Raw genomic sequence first — 22,125 nt, 5'->3', positions numbered from 1 at the left:
ACGCGGTTCGCAAAGCAATGCGTAAGCGTATAATCGCAATTTTCGGCGGTGGACCGGCAGGGCTGTTTGCCGCCGAAAAATTGTCGGCGCTTGGACATTCGGTCACTGTTTACGAGCAGAGGCCGACGGTCGGGCGCAAATTTCTGCTGGCGGGAAAATCGGGTCTTAACATTACCCATTCAGAAGATTTTGCCCGTTTTACACAGCGCTATGGTGCAAGCAGTGAACGGCTTCAGCCAGCTTTGCAGCAATTCACGCCGCAGAATTTACGCGCATGGGCGGATGCGCTCGGCGCTGAAACCTTTGTCGGCTCATCGGGCCGCGTGTTCCCAAAAGCGATGAAGGCTTCCCCGCTTTTACGCGCATGGTTGCGTCGTCTGGAAGCGCAGGATGTGACCATACTGACCCGCCATAAATGGGTCGGGTTCCGCACCGGCAAGCCGGTAATTGAGACATCGACTGGCACTCAAACCATATCCTGTGATGCAGCACTGTTTGCGTTTGGCGGCGCAAGCTGGCCCAAGCTTGGCTCGACTGGCGCATGGACAGAATTATTCGCAGCGCAAGGCGTCGACATTGCACCTTTTCGATCCGCCAATTGCGGCTTCGATGTCCACTGGAGCGATTTCTTTGCAGAACGATTTGCCGGAGAGCCGGTCAAGTCGGTAACGATCAAAAGCGCAGCAGGTGTTTCACAAGGCGAATTTGTGATCACATGCGGCGGTGTCGAAGGAAGCCTCGTCTATGCGCATTCAGCGGTTTTGCGCGATGATCTTGAACGCGATGGCCACGCCAGTCTGGAGCTTGATCTTGTGCCGGGGCGCACGCTTGAACGCCTGACACTTGATCTTTCGCGACAGGATAAGAAGCTAAGTATCAGCAATCTCTTGCGAAAAGGTGCAGGCCTAACGGGTGTCAAAGCAGCACTCGTGCTTGAGTTTTTGCGAGATAAAGACCCAATCACACTCGCCCAGACCATCAAGTCACTCAAAATTCCACTCCTTCGCCCGCGACCAATTGAGGAAGCGATATCCTCTGCTGGCGGCATAAAATGGAGCGAGATCAATGAACACTCTATGCTTGAAAAACTGCCGGGCACGTTTGTCACTGGCGAAATGATCGACTGGGAAGCCCCCACCGGCGGTTATCTTCTAACCGCTTGTTTTGCAATGGCGAAGGCTTCTGCAAACGGTATTCATAGCTGGCTTGCGAAATCCGGTTAGAGCCTGAGAAACGATATAGGTGGCAATCATCAGGGCTTTGCAACAGGCGCGGTAAGGTCCGCAAGCTTGAGCTTGCGGAAGTCTCCACCACTGGGGTTCTGGAATGGATAAAGGCCAAATTCCGGCATCACCGCATAAAGGTGGTCGAAAATATCAGACTGGATTTGCTCATACGATGCCCAGACAGTGGTGTTAGTGAAGCAATAGATTTCGAGCGGCAATCCATCTGGCGTGGGGTCCATCTGGCGCACGAGCAGGGTCATGCCCTTGTGAACAGCGGGATGGTTTCGCAGATAGGTCTCGACATAGGCGCGGAACGTCCCAATATTGGTAAAACGGCGCGTATTAACCGGGTTCTTCGCCTTATCGCCAAGCTTCGCATTCCAGTCGGCGATTTCCTTTTCTTTTTTCGAAAGATAGCCTGTGAGCTGATCAATCGAGGCAAGGCTTTGAAGCTCATCTTCACTGAGAAAACGGATGGTTGCCTGATCGATAAACAAGGCGCGCTTGATGCGTCTGCCACCGGATTGCTGCATCCCGCGATAGTTTTTCATCGGTTCGGTGATGAGTTTGCGGATGGGGATAGTCGTAATCGTCTTGTCGAAATTCTGCACTTTGACCGTATAAAGCGCAATCTCAACAACATCGCCATTGGCATCAAGATTCTTCATTTCAATCCAGTCGCCAACCCGCACCATGTTGGAAGAGGCTATTTGCATACTGGCGACGAGTGAAAGCAGTGTATCCTGAAACACCAGAATAAGCACGGCCGCCATCGCACCCACACCAGACAACAGGATTACCGGTGAGCGATCCAGAAGTGTCGCGATAATCAGCACCACCGCGACGATATAAATTGCAAGCTTGCTGACCTGAACATAGCCTTTGATCGGCCGATCTTTCGACTCTTCACGGCGGCTATAGAGCGTTTCCACGACGCTCAAGACAGCGCTTAAAGTGAAGGCCAGAGTCAGAATGATAAAGGCAATTGCCACATTATTGATCACCGTCAATGCGATGTGTGGCATTCCGGGAATTGCAACAATCCCAGTCGAAATAATGAGCGCCGGAACAATATTGGCCAAATGGCCGACGACGCCATGCTGCTTTATTTCCTCATCCTGCCCGAAAGGCGTTTTCTGAACAATACGATCAAGAACCTTGAGCAAAACAGCTTTAACAAGGAAATTGGCGACAAAAGCCGCAAGAAAAAGGCCCAACAGCAATGCAACTGTCTGCGCCCATGGGTGAGCAATAAAAAATTCCGACAATAGAGTTTCCCGGATGCTTTGGCCAAATTGATTGGGCCTGAATGATTTGGTAATTTATAAAAGTCCTACGTGTACGCGGTGCTGAAATCAACCTTTCGACTTTATTTCAAAAAAATCCCGGCCCAAAGGCCGGGATTTTTATCGATATACCGAAACACATTACTGCGCCGGAGCAGGGGTTGCGGGCGTGGCAGGTGCCGTCGCATCTGGCGCTGCCGGTGCAGGCATTGTTGCTGGTGCGTTCATTTCAGCGGCTGCATTTGGATCTGCAACACCGTCCTTGAAGAGCACGCCACGATCAAAGGTCGGCGCCTCCGTCAACTGTTCCTTGCTTGCCTTGATGACCAGCCATTTTTTACCGTCGCTTCGGGTTGCCAGCTGCAACTGATCCGGGCTGACCGCAACGTCCTTTTCACCCACGCCGAGAAAACCGCCAACACCAATCACAGCAGCCTGAATTTCGCCCTCAGGGCTTACAATTAGATCGTTGAGATTGCCGACAGACGCCGCATCGGCTGCGTCACTTTCATAAACTGTCTGTCCGATAAAGCTCGAAACGAGAAGCTGTCCATCCTTGGCTTCGACAAAGCCAATCTTTTCAGATTCCGCAGCAGGCGGACTACCGAACATGTTCTGAGAAGAAACCGGAAGCTCCGAAGCCGCAGGGGCTGCTCCCATCGGTGCTGGGTCTGCTGTCTGGGCGAAGGCTGCCCCTCCGATAAACAGCGCACACGTCGTTGTCAGAAGTGTTGTTCTAAGCATAACCATCTCCTTTATACGTTCGGTTTCACTAAACAAACGTAGAGAATGGCGAGGGGTTCCAATTTTTTTCAAAATTTTCATACAAAAAGGGTGAGAAAGAATAGAAAAAATGACGGATAAAAAATAAAACAGGCCGATATTAACCGGCCTGCCATTTGTACTTTATATTACTCTATCTTAACTGCAGCCACTTGTAGAGCCGCATGTATCACACTTCAAACAAGTTCCATTACGGACCATGGTGAAGTTCTGGCATTCTGTGCAACTATCGCCGGTGTAACCCTGCATCATCGACTTGATACGACGATCCGCTTCAAGCTTTTTGGCAACATTTGTTGTTTCTGCGCGAGCTGACGCTGCATCGGCAGCCGCCTTATCAGAGAACAATTCCGTTGCAGCCATATTTTCCTGTTCAGCGGCGGGTGTCGGCTGTTCTTCAAACTCACGCTTGAAGGCCGTGGCACCATCCGTCACAAGACCAACCGTCGCCGAGCGAGCCGAAGAAGACTTGAGCGTCGTTACATTCGACACCTGTTGTGGTGTTGAAGCAGCCGAGCCCTTCGATTCTGTACCGGGCAGGGTGGTCGAGACAAGCGTTGGCTTGTAGCCGCGCGTCCAGCCGGTCGACACAAGATTGGTCTTGCCTTCCTGAATACCCTTACCAAGTGCGGTATTGGAGAAGTCGCTCGTATCAACATGGGCGAGATCGTTGCGTCCGAGATAGGAAACTGCCAGCTCGCGGAACACATAATCAATGATCGACGTTGCGGTTTTAATCGCATCGTTACCAATCACCATGCCAGCAGGTTCGAACTTGGTGAAGGTGAATGCCTCAACATATTCTTCGAGCGGCACACCATATTGCAGGCCCAGCGACACAGCGATTGCGAAATTGTTCATCATCGCACGGAAAGCAGCGCCTTCCTTATGCATATCGATAAAGATTTCGCCAAGACGACCATTACCAAATTCACCTGTGCGCAGATAAACTTTGTGACCGCCAACAACAGCCTTCTGTGTGTACCCCTGACGACGGTTCGGCAGCTTTTCCCGCTCATGAACAATCTTTTCGATGACCTTTTCGACAACACGCTCGGTGACGTGAACGGCACGCGCAGCAGCTGGCGCTTCGATCAGTGCATCAACCGCATCATCTTCATCTTCATCATCTGCAATCAGCGATGCATTAAGCGGCTGCGAAAGCTTGGAGCCATCGCGATAAAGTGCATTCGCCTTGAGTGCCAGCTTCCATGAAAGCATGTAAGCGCTCTTGCAGTCTTCAACCGTTGCTTCATTCGGCATGTTGATCGTCTTGGAAATCGCGCCCGAAATGAACGGCTGCGCCGCAGCCATCATCCAGATATGGCTTTCAACCGAGAGATAACGCTTGCCGATCTTGCCACAGGCATTGGCGCAATCGAAAACCGGATAGTGCTCTTCTTTGAGGAACGGTGCACCTTCCAGCGTCATCGCACCGCAAACATGAACATTTGCTGCTTCAATATCCTTGCGGGCAAAGCCAAGCGCTGGCAGCATCTCAAACGAGAAGTCGTTGAGCTGCTCATCGGTCAGCTTCAGGATGTCCTTGCAGAAATCTTCGCCCAGCGTCCACTTGTTGAAAGCGAATTTGATGTCAAACGCACTCTTGAGAGCGGCATTCAGTGCTTCAATCTTCTCGTCCGTAAAGCCCTTGGCCCTCAATGTTGAAGGATTGACACCCGGTGCCTGATTAAGATTGCCGTGACCGACAGCATAAGCCTCGATTTCAGCAATCTGGCTTTCCGAATAACCAAGCGTGCGCAGTGCTTCAGGAACAGCGCGGTTGATGATCTTGAAATAACCACCGCCGGCAAGCTTCTTGAACTTCACCAGCGCGAAGTCAGGCTCGATACCGGTCGTGTCACAATCCATGACAAGGCCAATCGTGCCGGTCGGCGCGATAACCGTTGCCTGCGCATTGCGATAACCGTGCTTTTCGCCCAGTTCCAGCGCCTTGTCCCAGGCAGCACGTGCATGCGCGATCATGTCTTGATCAGGGCAATTTTCTGCAATCAGACCAACGGGGTTAACGGCCAAACCTTCATAACCGTCATTTTCACCATAAGCAGCACGCCGATGATTGCGAATAACGCGCAGCATGCTTTCAGCATTCGGCTCATAGCTTGGGAAAGCACCCAGCTCCTTCGCCATTTCAGCAGATGTGGCATAGGCAACGCCGGTCATGATTGCGGTCAGTGCACCGCAGATCGCACGACCTTCGTCTGAGTCATAAGGAATGCCGGATGTCATCAGCAGGCCGCCAATATTGGCATAGCCAAGGCCGAGTGTACGGTATTCATAAGACAGACGGGCGATTTCCTTGGAAGGGAACTGCGCCATCATCACCGAGATTTCGAGAACCATCGTCCAAAGGCGCGCAGTGTGCTCATAAGCACTAATATCGAACGAGCCATCCTTATTGCGATAGGTCAGCAGATTGATCGACGCCAGATTACAAGCCGTGTCATCAAGGAACATATATTCCGAACACGGATTGGACGCACGGATTGGGCCAGCCGCAGGGCAGGTGTGCCAATCATTCATTGTGGTGTTGAAATGCAGACCCGGATCAGCTGAGGCCCAGGCTGCATAACCGATCTTTTCCCAAAGATCGCGCGCCTTGAGCGTCTTCATAACGCGACCATCGCGGCGCGCAGTCAGGTTCCAATCGCTGTCGTTTTCAACAGCGCGCAGGAATTCATCCTTGAGCGAAACCGAATTGTTTGAATTCTGTCCCGAAACAGTCAGATAGGCTTCAGAATCCCAGTCCGTGTCGTAGGTCTTGAACTCAATGTCCGTGTAGCCCTGACGTGCAAACTGAATAACACGCTTCACGTAGTTTTCAGGAACCTGATTCTTTTTTGCAGCCTTGATTTCGCGCTTGAGAACCGGATTTTTGGATGGATCAAAGCAATCGTCATTGTCTGCTTCGCAATTAACGCAAGCCTTCATAATGGCAGTCAGATGCTGCTTGACGATCTTGGAGCCCGTGACAAGAGCCGCAACTTTCTGCTCTTCTTTCACCTTCCAGTCGATATATTCTTCAATATCCGGGTGATCAATATCGACAACCACCATCTTGGCGGCGCGACGTGTTGTACCACCTGATTTGATTGCGCCCGCTGCACGATCGCCAATTTTCAGGAAGCTCATCAAACCCGACGATTTGCCACCGCCCGAAAGCTTTTCACCCGCGCCACGCAGGTGCGAGAAGTTCGAGCCAGTGCCGGATCCATATTTGAACAAACGTGCTTCACGGACCCAGAGATCCATGATGCCGCCTTCATTGACGAGATCATCGCCAACCGACTGAATGAAGCAGGCATGCGGCTGTGGATGTTCATAAGCGGACTTGGATTTTGTCAGCTTACCGGTCTGCCAGTCAACATAGAAGTGACCCTGCCCAGGACCGTCGATGCCATAGGCCCAATGCAGGCCGGTGTTGAACCATTGCGGGCTGTTTGGTGCCACGCGCTGCGTCGCAAGCATATAAGCAAGCTCATCGCGGAAGGCGCGCGCGTCTTCTTCCGAATCGAAGTAGCCACCCTTCCAGCCCCAATAGGTCCATGTGCCGGACAAACGGTCGAAAACCTGACAAGCATCCATTTCAGAACCGAAACGCTCATCTTCCGAAAGTTTCGCGAGAGCCTCTTCATCAGGCACAGAACGCCAGAGCCATGATGGCACGTCGTTTTCTTCAACCTTTTTCAGACGGGCAGGAACACCGGCCTTACGGAAATATTTCTGCGCAAGAATGTCTGCGGCAACCTGACTGAATTGCGCAGGGACATTGATGTCCTCAAGGCGAAACACCACCGAGCCATCGGGATTCTTGATCTCACTCGTCGCCGTACGGAATTCGATCTCCGCATAAGCCGACTGGTTTTCTTTCGTGAAACGGCGTTCGATCTTCATCTGTCCCATCCAAACGTTCTATATATGGTAGCCTGGCTGAAAAATTTCAGCCCCGGCATTCCAGCCACGATACGTGCCTGCATATTCACTTCGAATGTCCTCATATATCAAAGGACAACCATGATTGAGGAGCTGGCTCCTCGAGAATTCTTTCAATCGATTTCGATCATGCGAAACCCAAACAACGCCACGGCCAAAAGACCGCTTTCATCCAAGCCTGCGGACAAGGTTTCCCTCATCTGGTATATTACCATGACCAAAAATACTAAATCTAGTATTAATACGTCATTGGCATCAATAAAATTCATCCGCCACGCAGCGCTGACATAGCAAATTTCAGACGCAAAAAAACTCGTGCGATCCACGCCTTTTCGACGCAACGCCCGTTGTCAACTCCACTGATTTGAAGAAAAGACCGACAAATTCTTTACGCTCGGCCACGCCACTAACGCAACGATGTCGTTATAAAAAACGACTCGGACATGAGCGTCAAGCTTTGGTTTACCATTAAGCCCCCGGCGCTAGATATTGTGATTAAGCCGCGAGGCGAAATGTGGATAACGGGGAGAATGACAGATATATGAAGCTCGGCGTATTTAATTCCAAGACACATGCCAATCAGCAACACAAAGCATGTCTTTAATCCCGATCCCGGAACTGGGTTCAAATTTTGGACGACAAATCGCGGGTAACCTATTGCACAATAAGAAGGGGCAGGGTTCCTTTCCCGCCAAAAGCTATTATTCGGCAGCCGCCGCCGTCAGCGAACCGTCAAAATCAAGAAGAATCCGTTTCAGATCAATTTCATCGACGCGTTCTGCAGCCTCGAGCGGCGAAACCCACTCACACACACGCATCTCCCGCTCTGGCCAGTCTTTGGCGCGCTCCACATAGTGTAGTGTATAGACGGCCACTGAAAACTGATTGATGCTTTCAGGCGGAAGATCGTTTTTGCAATATTCGAAGCTGCCGATAGGGCGTGACGAAATCTCACCGCGAACACCAGCTTCCTCGAAAGCCTCACGTGCGGCAGTTTCTGCAAGCGTGCGCCCAACCTGTGGCCACCCTTTGGGGATAATCCAGCGGCCCGTACCGCGGCTGGTGATAAGCAGAGTTTGCAGATCGTCCGCATGAAAACGATACACAAGTGCCGCAACTTGCTGCAAACGACCAGAAGGCGTCAGAATACGCTTCTCCGTTGCAACAAATTTTTTAGCCTGTGTTTTCACCGCGAAAGTCCCACCATTTTCCAAACAGAATGGATTGATTCTCCGAAATGACAATGGATTTGTTTGCAGCCCCTTGAAACAAAACTATAAAAAATATTTATTTTCAATGACTTAATAAAAACAACGATCACTTCGCTTTCAATAAAAGATCAGTGATACGCCTCCACCGCTTTCCGGCTGACTTTCAATATAGTGTGATTGCGGTCGCTTTACCACCGCAATCACCTTTCATTTTTTTTCGTTTAGCCGCGTTTTCCGCCAGCAATAGGTTCTTGATAGGTGAAACCCATATCCCATGGAAAATAAATCCACGTATCCTGCGAAACTTCGGTTACGAATGTATCGACCAATGGGCGGCCTTTTGGCTTCGCATAAACGGTGGCAAAATGCGCCTTTGGCATCATCTCACGAACAATAGCTGCCGTTTTGCCGGTGTCGGTCAGGTCATCGACCACGATCACGCCTTCACCGCCATTTTCGAGAAGCGGCGCGCTGATTCCCTTGAGAATTTCCATTTCGCCTTGCGATGTATAATCATGGTAAGATGCAACGCAGACAGTTTCGATCAAACGAATCCCGAGTTCACGGCAAACGATTGCAGCAGGAACCAGCCCACCGCGCGTGATCGCAACGATCGCACGCCATTCGCGATCCATATCTGCAATACGCCAGGCCAACGCACGGGCGTCACGGTGGAACTGATCCCAGGAAACGGGAAAGGCTTTATCGGGCAACGACATCAAAACGCTCCATGGAAAATCCGAAAACATCGTTCCGGACTTAATCAAACCAAAAATGCGCGATGACGCTTGCCATTCGCGCTGAACTGTCTGGATCTGCAGCTTTCCTCTATGCGCGCACAGCATTTCATGTGCATGCTGCACAACAAGGAAAGGCTTTCCGCCCGGCACAGTCAGCGCCGGGTGATGCTGATAACCGCAAAAATACCTGTAGCGCAAGAGCGGCGTGAGACGACATGTTCATTCCACGCCAAAAATATTGCACCAGACCGCGCGAAGCAGCCCGGTCAGACGTGTTATTTGTTTAACGCGAAAACAGCGTCAGAATTGGCAGTTCATTGAGCATGGAGCGTGTAACACCGCCAAAAACCAGTTCGCGCAATCGTGAGTGGCTGTAAGCCCCCATAACGAGAAGGTCTGCACGCTGTGCAATGATGTGCTCACGCAGCACATCCTGTGCATTGCGGCTATTGGATGCGAGCGGTGTAACACTGGCCTCGATTCCATGGCGTGACAAGGCCTGCGCCAGTTCACTTCCGGCAAGGGCTTCGTCTTCACTTTCACGCTCCGGCGGATCAATCCATATGACTTCCGTGCGGCTCGCATTTTTCATAAGTGGCTTGGCGTCGAAAGCAGCGCGTGCGGCCTCCCGCTTGCCATTGAATGCCACAACAATGCGATCAATCGCTTCCATGGGCAAAATCGGCGCGTACGGCACCAGCAGAACCGGGCAACTCGAATTGAAAACAAGTGTGTCGGCGGTTTCATCATTGGTTGCCGGATCGTCAGGATCTGGCTGGCCAGCCACCAGCAGTTCAGCGCCAAGGCACGATGTCAGCACACCATCCGCAGCCGTACCGGTTTCTGAGCGCGTGACGCGGAATTCGTGATGCACAGCCTGACGGCGCATCTCTTCTTCAAAAAGCAGCTTCAGGCGTTCGGAGATTTCCTTATGCTGCTTGTCATGCAACTCAAACATGCCCGGATCAATGAAACCATTGGGATCAGCATACACGATAGGAGAGGGAACCGAATAAAGGCCGATGACGTGAATGTCAGGCGTTTTGCGCGTCAACAATGCGACTGCCGACAAAACCCGCTTTAACTCGGCATCACTACGGGCATAAGCCACCACCGTCTTATAGGACATATCCGATCTCCTTCCGGCTATTTTCCGTTTTAGTATATAACAATTCAGTCCGACAAACAGGCAAAAATCCTGGGCTCAAGCTGCGCCTTGCGTCTGCAAGGTGATAATCATCGCCTCAATTGCACACACTGCCAAATCGATTTTGGTCTCATCGCTGCCGCGAACAACAAGCTCTGTGCTGAATTTTCCATTTTCGAATTTCGGATAAGAACCGATAATCGTTTCAGGATTTTCCTTCTGGATTGCCGAAAGAGGGGCGCCAATGACGCCTTCGCCAAACGGGCAGGGAACAGTTTTGGACAAAAGCTTACGGCCAGTTTTAAGCGTTGGAAGAACATTGTCGAGCATCGCCTGAAAAACCGAAGGCACCCCCGCCATGACATAGACATTGCCAATATGAAAACCGGGCGCTGTGGATACGGGATTGTCGATGTGCTCCGCCCCCTCAGGCATGCGCGCCATGCGCTTGCGAGAGTCGGTAAACTCCAAATCACGTCTGGCATAAGTTTCTGCCAGAAGGGTCATCGCCTTTTCATCATAAATACAAGGCACATTAAAAGCGCGCGATACGGCATCCGCAGTGATGTCGTCATGGGTCGGACCAATGCCGCCGGAAGTGAAGACATAGTCATATCCTGGACGCAACGCATTGAGGGCTGCAACAATGGCATCTTCATCATCCGCAACGATACGAACCTCTTTAAGATCAATTCCTGCGGCCGTCAGAACCTCGGCCAGATGGCCTATATTCTTGTCTTTCGTGCGCCCTGAGAGAAGCTCATCGCCAATGGCAAGCATTGCAGCGGTAACGGCCTTTTGCGGGATAGTCGTCATGCCCAGACTCCATTCTGTTTCATCACAGTTAATCCGTGGCTGACACAAGCTGCAACTGATTTTCTATAATTCTCAAACTAACGCGCCCGCATATGATCATTCACTTTTACACGAGCTTACATTCTAAAAAATCGTTGCGAACAATTTGTTGAATAATATCCACTGTCAGCAAAACCAGTTGTTGTAAGCGTTCAAAACAGCTTGAATTTGTTTTACAAATCATGACATAGAATTCCTCAGCTGCGGTCGTGGCGAAATTGGTATACGCAACGGACTTAAAATCCGTCGCCTTTTAGGCTTGCGGGTTCAAGTCCCGCCGACCGCACCACCTATCTTCCCTGATAAAACATTGCGCTTTTACTCATGTTTACTGTTTCAAGCTTGTTTGAAACAGTAAAGCAATGTAGCGATGCGCAAATCTTCAAGAGAATGCAGAAAGCTGATTGATGAACGCCTTCGTAAAAGCCGTAGCTCAAGCTGAAACTGCCATGCGTGCGCTCTTTCCAGAGACGCCATTGCAGCGCAATGACTATCTTTCACGGAAATACGGCGCGGAAATTTGGCTCAAGCGCGAAGATCTGACGCCGGTTCGCTCCTATAAGATACGCGGTGCCTTCAACTTCATTTCACGCGCAGTGAAAACTGCCGACGAAAATGCGATATTTGTCTGCGCCTCAGCAGGCAATCACGCGCAGGGCTTTGCCTTTGCTTGCCGACACTTCGGTCGTAAAGGCGTGGTATTCATGCCCGTGACAACACCGCAGCAGAAAATCGACAAGACCCGCGCTTTCGGTGCAGAATTTATCGAAATCAAGCTCATCGGCGATATTTTCGACGTCTGCTATGCCGCGTCGCAAGACTATGCGGAGGCAAACAAGGGCGTAATGGTACCGCCTTTTGACCATGCTGGCATTATCGAAGGGCAGGCGACTGTTGCGCTCGAGATCGAGCGCCAGCTGCCCGATGGCAAAAAGCCGGATTTTGTGTTTTTGCCCGTTGGCGGCGGTGGTTTGTCGGCAGGTGTGACCCAATATTTCGATGGCCTTGGCTGGAAAATTGCCTACCGCTTTGTCGAGCCTAAAGGTGCTGCGAGCCTCAAAGGCAGCCTTGAAGCAGGCAAGCGGATCAAGCTCAGTCAGGTTGATAATTTTGTCGATGGCGCAGCTGTGGCAGAGATCGGCAAAGAAAACTTCAAGCTTCTCAAAGGCTTCGACAAAGATATTGTCATCACGGTTCCAGAAAACCGCCTATGTTCGACAATGGTTGAAATGCTAAATATCGAAGGCGTGGTCCTTGAACCCGCCGGCGCGCTTGGCATTGATGCGCTCAAAGATTTCAAGAAAAGCGAACTTAAAGGCAAGCGCATTGTCATCGTCGTATCAGGCGGCAATTTTGACTTTGAACGCCTGCCGGACGTCAAGGAACGCGCGCTTCGCTATGAAGGTCTGAAGAAATATTTCATCTTCCGCTTCCCGCAGCGTCCCGGGGCACTGCGCTCATTCCTTGATCTGCTCGGTCCGGAAGACGACGTGGCCCGCTTTGAATATCTGAAGAAATCCGCACGCAATTTCGGTTCCGTCCTGATCGGCATTGAAACCAAAAATGCGGCGAACTTCAAAATTCTCGAAAAGAAATTTGCCGAAGCCGGATGGGCCTATCAGGATATAACGGACAATCAGGTGCTTGCAGATTTCATCATCTGACAAAGCATTAAATAAAAATCATTTGCTTTTTGGGGTAAAACGCCCCATATGCCTGCTCAGGCGCATGGGCTGAACTGTTTCAGCCTTCCCGGAATCGGACTTGTTGCGTCTCGCCTCTTGCAGTCAGAATGGTCTGAGAGCAGGGGAGACCCGACTGGTTTCGGGCACGGCAGCGCAAGTCGACCGGATGTTTCCGGCGTCCCGTCGTATCATCACAAAGCTATTTTTCGGCAAGTTGCGCTTGTCCGAAGTTTTTAAAGCGGACTGCAATTTTGCGGTGCCGCCGAAAGAGTTTAAATTGACTACTGAAAACATTGGCGGCTTTGCCGCTCTTGGCGTTACTGGCGTACTCCTTAAGGGCGTTGAAGCTGCTGGTATGACCGAGCCAAAACCGATCCAGACACAGGCCATTCCGCATCAGCTGGAAGGTCGCGATATTTTAGGCATCGCACAGACAGGTTCCGGCAAGACCGCTGCCTTCAGCCTGCCGATCCTGCAGAAAATCATTGGGCTTGGCGACAAGCGCAAGGGTAAGACGGCACGCGCGCTGATCCTTGCACCAACCCGCGAACTGGCCGTGCAGATCGAAGAAACGATCCGTACCGTTGCCAAGCAGGCGCATATTTCGACTGCGCTCGTTCTCGGCGGCGTATCGCGCCTGAGCCAGATCAAGCGCATGCAGGGCGGCGTTGATGTTCTCATCGCAACACCGGGCCGTCTGACTGACCTGGTGCGTGAGAACTGTATTGATCTTTCGGAAACCCGTTGGTTGGTTCTCGATGAGGCGGACCGTATGCTTGATATGGGCTTCATCAATGATGTGAAGCGCATTGCCAAGGGCACGCACAAAAACCGTCAGACCGCACTTTTCTCGGCAACCATGCCAAAGGAAATCGCAGCACTCGCACAGAGCCTGCTGCGTGATCCGGTTCGCGTTGAAGTGGCTCCACAGGGCACAACAGCGGCTGAAATCACACAGGTTGTGCACCCTGTTCCAACCAAGGAAAAGCGTCGTCTGCTCTCCGGTCTTCTGGGCGACAAGACCATGAAATCCGTTATCGTGTTCACCCGTACAAAGCACGGTGCCGATGCGGTTGTGCGTCATCTCGAACGTGACGGTTTCGATGTTGCAGCGATCCACGGCAACAAATCACAGAACGCCCGCCAGCGCGCGCTGAACGGCTTCCGCGATGGCACATTGCGCATTCTGGTTGCAACCGACATCGCCGCTCGCGGCATTGACGTTCCGGGCATTAGCCATGTGGTCAATTATGACCTGCCGGATGAGCCAGAAACCTATGTGCACCGCATTGGCCGTACGGGCCGTAACGGCGCAAGCGGCGCATCGATCACGCTTTATGATGCTGCAACGGAAGATACAAAGCTTCGTGCCGTTGAACGCGTCACGCGCAGCAAGCTCACCATCAAGGAAGCGCCCGTCAAGCTCGCACCAGCACCGGCTCCAAAGTTTGATGATGCTGAAGACAAACCACGTTCGGATCGTAAACCCGGATCGCACAGCGTGCCACAGAAGCATCGTCGTCCGGCCAACAAGATGGCCAAGTCTGGCGAAAATCGTTCAACGCCAGCACCAAAGCCAGCAAACGGCGAAGCGGCTGCAAAGCCAAAGCGTCCATTCCATCGCAAGCGTCGTCCAGGTGGCGGCGGTGGCGGCCAGCGCGCTGCTTAATCGCAGCACACGTTTTTCTAAAAGCCGCCCTTAACGGGGCGGTTTTTTCGTTTTAGCTGGATTGATGAGTTCGTCATTGCAATTTCACCTGGAAAATTATTCCCCGCTTGCTTGAAGAACGTCATGCTTCCCCGTAGTTTCCTCTCAACCAGAAGGAACGGAAGCCATGCTCAATTCAGCACTCGATGCTATCGGCAATACACCACTCATCCGCTTGAAGAAGGCTTCTGAAATCACTAGTTGCGAAATCTACGGCAAGGCTGAATTTCTCAATCCCGGTCAGTCGGTCAAGGATCGCGCAGCGCTCTATATTATCCGTGATGCCGAAAAACGCGGACTTCTCAAGCCCGGTGGCGTTATTGTTGAAGGCACGGCAGGAAACACCGGCATCGGCCTCACCTTTGTTGCCAAGGCGCTTGGCTATCGCACTGTAATCGTTATTCCTGAAACGCAAAGCCAGGAAAAGAAGGATGCCTTGCGTCTGCTGGGTGCGGAACTGATTGAGGTTCCAGCAGCACCCTATCGCAATCCGAACAATTATGTGCGTTTGTCGGGCCGTCTGGCTGAACAACTCGCCAAAACCGAACCCAATGGTGCTATCTGGGCCAATCAATTCGATAATGTGGCCAACCGCAACGCACATATTGAAACCACAGCACAGGAAATCTGGCGTGATACCAATGGCAAGGTCGATGGTTTTGTCTCGGCTGTCGGTTCGGGTGGCACACTCGCAGGCACGGCCTTTGGCCTCAAGGACAAGAATGCGAATATCAAGATCGCTCTCGCTGATCCCCATGGCGCCGCCCTTTATTCCTTTTACACAACGGGGGAACTGAAATCGGAAGGCGATTCCATCACCGAAGGCATCGGGCAGGGGCGTATTACGGCCAATCTCGAAGGTTTTACGCCTGATTTTTCCTATCGCATTGGCGATGCCGACGCACTCGATATTCTGTTTGATCTGGTGCAGGAGGAAGGGCTTTGCCTCGGTGGCTCATCGGGTATTAATATTGCCGGTGCAATCCGCCTTGCAAAAGATCTCGGGCCGGGCCACACAATCGTGACGGTGCTTTGCGACTATGGTAATCGTTACCAGTCCAAGCTGTTCAATCCGGCTTTCCTGCGGGGAAAAGACTTGCCCGTGCCGGGCTGGCTTGAAACAAAAACCGAGATTGAAATACCATACGAGGGATAATCATGGCATACGAGACTGAAGCACTGTTCCGCGAAGATGCATATCTTAAAAGCGCGGAGGGTTCGGTCCTTGCCCTGACAGAGTCCGGCGGCATCATTCTCGATCAGACAAATTTTTATGCCACGTCCGGCGGACAGCCGGGAGATACGGGCTATTTTGAACGTGCCGATGGCTCGCGCATTGAAATTGCTGCAACTGTAACCGGCGAAAGCAAAAATGAAATCATCCATGTGCCAGTCGAAGGGCAGGCGGTGCCCGAAATTGGCGAGAAGCTGGTTCTGCAACTCAATTGGGAGCGCCGCTACAAGCTGATGCGTATGCATACCGCCTGCCATCTTCTTTCTGTCGCATGTCCGTTTCCAATTACCGGTGCCGCAGTTGGTGAAGAGGAAAGCCGTGTCGATTTCGATTTGCCAGATGCGAGCTATACCAAGGAACTGGTGACAGAAAAACTCATGGAAATGGTCAAAGCCAATGATCCCGTTACGCTGCGCTGGATTACCGACGAAGAATTTCTGGCCAATCCTGATATTGTGAAATCAAAGAATGTACGTCCGCCTGTTGGCACGGGACATTTGCGTCTGGTGGTTATCGGCGAAAATGGTTCGGTGGATTCGCAACCTTGCGGCGGCACACACGTTTCTCAAACACAGGAAGTGGGTGAAATCCACATCGGCAAGATCGAAAAGAAGGGCAAGGAAAACCGCCGCTTCCGCATTCGATTTGGCAATGCACCGCAAGCTTGAGAATTTCAGGAGCAATCATGTCCGACAAAAGCGCATTTGTTATTTCCCGCGATGATCTGAAAGCCCGACTGGGCGAGCCGGGCCTCGCAATCGTGGATGCATCGTGGTATTTGCCCGCAGCCGGTCGCAACGGACGCGATGAATATGATGCAGCGCACATTCCGGGTGCCGTCTTCTTCGATCAGGACGTGATTGCCGACAAGGATTCAGGCCTTCCCCATACCTTGCCCTCACCAGAGCTTTTTGCGCGCCATGTCGGTGCAATGGGCATCACGGCAGATGAAACCATTGTTGTTTATGATAGTCCCCGCATGTTCTCCGCACCGCGCGTCTGGTGGATGTTCCGCGTGATGGGCGTGAAGAACGTTCTGGTTCTCGATGGCGGTTTTGATGGCTGGAAAACAGCAAACTTCCCCGTCACCGATGAAGTTACAAAAATCGCTGCAACACTTTTCACGCCTTCATTCGATGCGGCCAAGGTCGTTGATTTTGCAGAAATGAGCAAAATCGTCGATGAACGCAGCTCTCAGATCGCCGATGCGCGGGCGGCGGGCCGTTTCACAGGCCGCGATGCAGAGCCGCGGGAAGGGATGCGCTCCGGTCATATGCCGGGCGCACGCAACGTTCCCGTTGGATCGTTGTCTGAAAACGGTCAACTCAAGAGCCTCGACAGCCTTCGCGAAATTTTTCGCAGTGCCGGTGTCGACCTCAACAAACCTGTTATTACAAGCTGCGGCTCCGGCGTGACAGCTGCGGTCATCACCCTCGCGCTGACTTCGCTTGGCCATGAAGACAATCGGCTTTATGATGGATCCTGGAGCGAGTGGGGCAGCAGGCAGGATACGCCTGTCGTGACCGGCGAAGCAGAATAAAATGCCACAAAAAAAGCTTACCGCCAGAGTAACCCATCTGGAAATGACGGCACGGTCGTCACTGTCTGTTCCGGTGCCATCTGGGGTGCGCCTTGCCATCATGCGATCGACCGAAATGCCCGTGCATTTCTATCGCTACCTTTATGAACAAATCGGGCGTCAGCATCACTGGATGATGCGACGCGTGCAAAATGATGCAGAAGTGGCCGAAGCAATTCACGCCGAAACCACCGAAATTCACGTTCTCTATGTCGATGGCAATCCGGCCGGTCTTTTGGAGATCAATCTCGCTGCCTTACCCGAAACGGCTGAAATTCTCTACTTTGGCCTCATGCCGGATTATCAGGGGCGGGGACTGGGAAAATTCTTTCTCAATGAAGCGATTTCCACGGCGTGGTCACATGAGCCGCAAAAAATTTCAATTCATACCAACACGCTCGACAGTCCACGCGCGTTGCAGCTTTACCAGAGAATGGGATTTGTGCCTGTCGGCTGGTCGGAAGAAGAAGTGATAGCGTGGGAATAAGGTTAGCCCCGCGCGACTTCGCGTCCGTTGGTGATTGAAACGACAGACGCGCTCGTAATACGTCCGCTTTCTTCATCAAACACCACGCAATTTCGACCGCGCTGCTTGGCCATATAAAGGCAACGGTCAGCCCGGCTCAACACCTGAGAATTGGATTCATTCTTTGGCGCAGATGCCACACCGATACTGATTGTCAGCGGGTATATCTGATATTCGGTGGCATGGAACGGTGTGTTTTCCACCTCTGAACGTATTCTCTGCGCAACGCGCATACCTGTTTCTCCCGTAGCCCCGGGAAGAAAAACGCAAAACTCCTCGCCACCAATACGCCCGACAAGATCACCCTTGCGCGTCACATTTTGAAGCGCAAATGCAATCAGCTTGAGTGCACGATCACCCACACTATGCCCGAATGTATCATTGATTGCTTTAAAATGATCGGCATCGATGACAAGCAAAGTTCCATTTTCAATGCGCGAGCGGCTGATTTTCATAGCGTCGAACAGTGCTTCGCGGTTGAGCAATCCAGTCATATGATCAACGCGCGAGCGCGCCTGCAATTCGGTATGCGCTTTTTCAAGCTGCGCATAGGCATCCTGAAGTTTGCTATAATGATAGAAAATATAAACAAGCGAAGGGAAGGCGGTAACTATCGGAATGCCTGCACTCAGGCTGATAGCTGCCCGTCCCGGCAGTGAACCGAAAAAGAATCCGACAACAAAGCTGGTTGCTAAGGAAAACAGAACCACACACAACGTTATGAACGCTGCCTTCCATAAAACCGTCTTCATATCTATGAAATCCCCCAACCCTATGAAGATATTTTAGGTGTCTGTTGCTGAACCCTGTATGAACAGACCAGATCGTTAGTGCACAGCCCCCAAACGCCAACCGCCGATGCTGAGAAACCAGTCCATAGGACTAATTTCTGATCCCATTGCGACCAGACAAGTTGCGCGCTGAAATAAAATCCGAACACGCCCCCGATACAATCAGCCCGAAACGCGCCCTCAGAGGCCTTATAGGAGGTGCAACATTTTGATAAAAGCTACATTCCTGCACGAATACAATTATTTATATATGTGTGCCATTAAAAACACAATCTAAAGTAGTGCATCATCAATATCTTACTCATAGATTCGTCTTGAGACAACAATCTTTAAAAGAAATAACATTTGCTGTAATTTTTCACATCGGTGCACAACCCGACTGAAGCGAAACAAAAGCCAATAAAATTATGCTTAAAATAGAATGATTTAGAGCAAATATCGGATTCAAGAAAATCGAAACGCGCTCTGGCGCGGTTCGATCTGACTGAATCAACGGGCGTGCTCTTTCTGTTTGGGTTCACGCATTATCCCACGCAAACCCACTTCGCCCTTTGGCTTGGAATGCTCTAAAAGACTGCCAGATATTTCAAGAGCGATACGATACCGATAATAATGACAATCACCTGGGCGATCTGTTTCACTTTCCCATCAAGCGGTAGCATATTGATGAGGTAAAGGACGAGAAAGATAACCAGAATTGTTATCAGAAGGCTAATGAGGATAGACATAAGCAGTCGGACCCTTCCCGGAACGGATGTTTCTTAACTCTTTCGGCGACCGTTCCATCTGGAGGCCGAACAGAGCGGTATGATAATGGGAAGCGCGGCCCGTTTCCGAGCCAATAACTGTCCCCAATCTCCATCATCCTGTTGCAAAGATGATATGCCGGTTAACGTTCCTATCAGAATAAGGTTCCAGTCATTTACGAAAGGAAATCGGCGACTTACGCCGCCGATGAGAGCAGATTTCGACCGGAATGAAAGGAAGGCCGATCTGATTCAATCAAATCGGTATTCCAAATACACAGCCGTTATTTTTGCATCGAACCCGTCTGCTTACGCCGGTCATGCCAGCTAAATGCTTCTTCAAGCAGGTGAGGGGTGTGACCGCCTCTGTTGCAGGCACGTTCAAAATAATCATTGAGCTGGTCGCGATAATCCGGGTGCGCGCAATTATTGATAATAAGCCGTGCCCGTTCACGTGGTGCAAGCCCGCGTAAATCGGCCAGCCCTTGTTCTGTCACAAGAATATCGACATCATGCTCGGTGTGATCGACATGGGTGACCATCGGCACGATAGACGATATGGCGCCATTTTTCGCTTCGGACTTGCTGACAAATATTGAAATGTAGGCGTTACGCGCAAAATCACCGGAACCGCCGATCCCGTTCATCATATGTGTGCCATCGACATGGGTGGAATTCACATTGCCGTAGATGTCAAACTCAAGTGCGGTATTGATGCCGATGATGCCAAGACGACGAATAACTTCCGGGTGATTGCTGATTTCCTGAGGGCGTAAAATCAGCTTGTCGCGATAGCGGTCAATATTACTAAACACGCGCTCGCCACAGGCAGGACTTAACGTGATGGATGAGCCGGAGGCGTAATCGAGTTTGCCAGCATCAAAAAGATCGAAAGTGCTGTCTTGCAGCACTTCACTATACATCCGCAGATTATGAAACGGACTATCCACAAAGCCATTGAGAACAGCATTGGCAATTGTACCAATACCTGCCTGCAAAGGATTGAGTGTCAGATCAAGGCGACCTGCATCGACTTCTTTGAGAAGAAACTCGATGAGATGCGAAGCAATGGCAATGGTTTCGCCATCGGCAGGTTCCACCGTCGAGGCGCTGTCGTTCTCATGGGTGATAACAATGCCGGCGATCTTCTCAGGCGGAATCGGAATATAGGGCAGGCCAACACGGCTGTCGCAGGCCGTCACCGGAATTGGATCGCGGGAAGGGCGCTTCGTGGGAATATAGATGTCGTGCAATCCCTCAAGCGCCAGTGGCTGATTGAGATTAACCTCGACAATGACCTTATCGGCCAGAATTGCGAAGCTCGCAGAGTTACCAATGGATGTTGTTGGAATAATACCGCCATTTTCAGTGATCGCCAGGGCTTCGACCACGGCGTAGTCAATGGGGCCGATCTGGTTCGAACGCAATTGTTCGACAGTCTCCGAGAGATGCTGATCAATGAACATGACTTCACCGCGATTGATTGCGGCACGCAAAGTACGATCCACCTGAAAAGGCATGCGACGCGCAAGCACATGGGCTTCGGTCAGCACCTTATCAACATCATGGCCAAGGGACGCGCCGGTAATCAAGGTGATCTGGAATGGATCATTTGCAGCACGCGCCGCCATCGCTAAAGGAACTGCCTTGGCATCACCTGAACGCGTAAACCCGCTCATGCCTATAATCATGCCATCTTTGATCAGGTTGGCAGCTTGTTCTGCCGTAATGATCTTATCACGCAGGGATGCGTTCCTGATACGTGCTTCCAACATGTAATCTACCTTCCTTGGAGACCGGCTTTAGGCCGGAAACAACACTCTCCGGTGCGCGAAGCATTTAAGCTGACGATCGGATTCGGCGCATGGGGGTAATAGCGCAAGTCAACAACGATTACACGCATGCTTTGGTCTTAGATCGACAATCAGCAGCCCTGTTGAAATCCGTAATAAGAGAAATGATTACGATCAAACAGAACCTGCTAAAGGCCTTGCAGGATAAGGGCTTTGACCTGCGAACATTCGTATTGAAGACCCCAACCGGCAATCGCATTGATGTCGGTCATAAAATATACCGTTCGTAAAATATGCAAATTAAAGGGTATTGGTTTTTATAAAATCCATGTACAGGGCAGGGCCATTAAAGCCCTGCCTTGCTATTATTTTAACGGCAGCGTGCAGTGTAAATCTGGCCACGGCTGTTTCTGTATTCGCATTTACCGTTGCGCAGATTGCGAACAAGCAAACCACCAATCGCACCCGCTCCGGCACCAATCAGTGCGCCACGGCCACCTCCAGCGATTCCGCCGATCGCGGCGCCAGCAACAGTTCCGATACTGACGTCTTTCTCTGAAGTTGTGCATCCCGCCATGATTAGCATTGCGATCAGCAATACTGAAATTTTACTCATGAAACTCATCCTCTCCATAAAATAATCTGCAAGCTCAATACCATGAGCTATGTATGAGTATATTCTTATAAACTCAAGCAGCCTAGAAAGGTCGCATCTCTAATTTGCCCATGTGTCGCATCTGTATATTGCCGTGGAAAAGCTACTCCAACTGCATCATGCCGGCGGTGAGGGTATCTGATTAAGCTGCTTCCTGCAAAAGTGTAGCAAAAGCCTCGGCGGGTGTCTTAAATCCAAGACACTTG

17 protein-coding genes, 1 tRNA gene and 1 pseudogene are annotated in these 22,125 nt (G+C 51.2%); 8 read left to right on the top strand and 11 right to left on the bottom strand.

From position 1 onward, the window contains the following. Positions 1-17 precede the first annotated feature (17 nt). Positions 18-1,223, top strand: coding sequence for a TIGR03862 family flavoprotein (locus tag ABE530_RS07245; RefSeq protein ID WP_499694105.1), 1,206 nt, complete (start codon positions 18-20; stop codon positions 1,221-1,223). A gap of 29 nt (positions 1,224-1,252) precedes the next feature. On the opposite strand, the gene ABE530_RS07240 is transcribed toward ABE530_RS07245, so the two are convergent. The 7 genes from ABE530_RS07240 to ABE530_RS07210 all read right to left on the bottom strand — a co-directional run bounded on the left by ABE530_RS07240 (position 1,253) and on the right by ABE530_RS07210 (position 11,163). Further along, the gene (locus tag ABE530_RS07240; RefSeq protein WP_499694104.1) at positions 1,253-2,494 is read right to left on the bottom strand and encodes a mechanosensitive ion channel family protein; all 1,242 of its coding nucleotides are present in this window, start codon (positions 2,492-2,494) and stop codon (positions 1,253-1,255) included. 159 nt (positions 2,495-2,653) lie between these two features. After that, positions 2,654-3,256, bottom strand: coding sequence for a PRC-barrel domain-containing protein (locus ABE530_RS07235; RefSeq protein WP_499694103.1), 603 nt, complete (start codon positions 3,254-3,256; stop codon positions 2,654-2,656). Positions 3,257-3,433: 177 nt separating this feature from the next. Next, positions 3,434-7,210, bottom strand: a complete 3,777-nt coding sequence (locus tag ABE530_RS07230; protein WP_499694102.1) for a vitamin B12-dependent ribonucleotide reductase — start codon at positions 7,208-7,210, stop codon at positions 3,434-3,436. A gap of 740 nt (positions 7,211-7,950) precedes the next feature. Beyond that, positions 7,951-8,439: an NUDIX hydrolase gene (locus ABE530_RS07225; protein ID WP_265984693.1), complete on the bottom strand. Its 489-nt coding sequence runs from the start codon at positions 8,437-8,439 to the stop codon at positions 7,951-7,953. A gap of 242 nt (positions 8,440-8,681) precedes the next feature. Next, entirely contained in the window at positions 8,682-9,179 is a 498-nt protein-coding gene (gene gpt / locus ABE530_RS07220) for a xanthine phosphoribosyltransferase (protein WP_007875001.1), read from the bottom strand. A 304-nt stretch (positions 9,180-9,483) separates the two neighbouring features. Continuing rightward, positions 9,484-10,329 carry a universal stress protein gene (locus tag ABE530_RS07215; RefSeq protein ID WP_499694101.1) on the bottom strand — a complete coding sequence of 282 codons (846 nt, stop codon included), beginning with the start codon at positions 10,327-10,329 and terminating at the stop codon, positions 9,484-9,486. 75 nt (positions 10,330-10,404) lie between these two features. Beyond that, a complete protein-coding gene (locus ABE530_RS07210) occupies positions 10,405-11,163 on the bottom strand; it encodes a competence/damage-inducible protein A (RefSeq protein WP_499694100.1) in 759 nt (252 codons plus the stop codon). Positions 11,164-11,405: 242 nt separating this feature from the next. Between ABE530_RS07210 and ABE530_RS07205 the strand changes: the two genes are divergently transcribed. From ABE530_RS07205 to ABE530_RS07175, 7 genes and pseudogenes are all read left to right on the top strand, one after another. Beyond that, positions 11,406-11,491, top strand: a tRNA-Leu gene (locus ABE530_RS07205). 115 nt (positions 11,492-11,606) lie between these two features. Further along, positions 11,607-12,866, top strand: a complete 1,260-nt coding sequence (gene ilvA, locus ABE530_RS07200; RefSeq protein WP_265984690.1) for a threonine ammonia-lyase IlvA — start codon at positions 11,607-11,609, stop codon at positions 12,864-12,866. 48 nt (positions 12,867-12,914) lie between these two features. Next, a pseudogene (locus ABE530_RS07195) lies at positions 12,915-14,556 on the top strand (DEAD/DEAH box helicase). 166 nt (positions 14,557-14,722) lie between these two features. Then, complete coding sequence (locus ABE530_RS07190; RefSeq protein ID WP_499694099.1) at positions 14,723-15,751, top strand: cysteine synthase A; 1,029 nt, start codon at positions 14,723-14,725, stop codon at positions 15,749-15,751. 2 nt (positions 15,752-15,753) lie between these two features. Beyond that, positions 15,754-16,497, top strand: coding sequence for an alanyl-tRNA editing protein (locus ABE530_RS07185; RefSeq protein WP_265984688.1), 744 nt, complete (start codon positions 15,754-15,756; stop codon positions 16,495-16,497). A 17-nt stretch (positions 16,498-16,514) separates the two neighbouring features. Continuing rightward, a complete protein-coding gene (gene sseA, locus ABE530_RS07180; protein ID WP_499694098.1) occupies positions 16,515-17,369 on the top strand; it encodes a 3-mercaptopyruvate sulfurtransferase in 855 nt (284 codons plus the stop codon). A 1-nt stretch (position 17,370) separates the two neighbouring features. After that, positions 17,371-17,895, top strand: coding sequence for a GNAT family N-acetyltransferase (locus ABE530_RS07175; protein ID WP_265984686.1), 525 nt, complete (start codon positions 17,371-17,373; stop codon positions 17,893-17,895). Between the two features lie 2 nt (positions 17,896-17,897). On the opposite strand, the gene ABE530_RS07170 is transcribed toward ABE530_RS07175, so the two are convergent. The 4 genes from ABE530_RS07170 to ABE530_RS07155 all read right to left on the bottom strand — a co-directional run bounded on the left by ABE530_RS07170 (position 17,898) and on the right by ABE530_RS07155 (position 21,880). Then, positions 17,898-18,686: a GGDEF domain-containing protein gene (locus tag ABE530_RS07170; protein ID WP_265984685.1), complete on the bottom strand. Its 789-nt coding sequence runs from the start codon at positions 18,684-18,686 to the stop codon at positions 17,898-17,900. A gap of 605 nt (positions 18,687-19,291) precedes the next feature. After that, positions 19,292-19,453 (bottom strand): Thivi_2564 family membrane protein, encoded by a 162-nt coding sequence (locus ABE530_RS07165; RefSeq protein WP_265984684.1) that lies wholly within the window; start codon positions 19,451-19,453, stop codon positions 19,292-19,294. A gap of 302 nt (positions 19,454-19,755) precedes the next feature. Then, a complete protein-coding gene (gene scpC / locus ABE530_RS07160; protein ID WP_499694097.1) occupies positions 19,756-21,246 on the bottom strand; it encodes a succinyl-CoA:acetate CoA-transferase ScpC in 1,491 nt (496 codons plus the stop codon). A 388-nt stretch (positions 21,247-21,634) separates the two neighbouring features. Further along, a complete protein-coding gene (locus tag ABE530_RS07155; RefSeq protein ID WP_499694096.1) occupies positions 21,635-21,880 on the bottom strand; it encodes a hypothetical protein in 246 nt (81 codons plus the stop codon). Positions 21,881-22,125: the final 245 nt, after the last annotated feature.

The sequence above is a fragment of the Brucella sp. TWI559 genome (genome assembly GCF_039674265.1).
GTDB classification, from domain to species: Bacteria; Pseudomonadota; Alphaproteobacteria; order Rhizobiales; family Rhizobiaceae; genus Brucella; species Brucella chromiisoli.
This window is presented reverse-complemented; position numbering and strand designations above follow the sequence as displayed.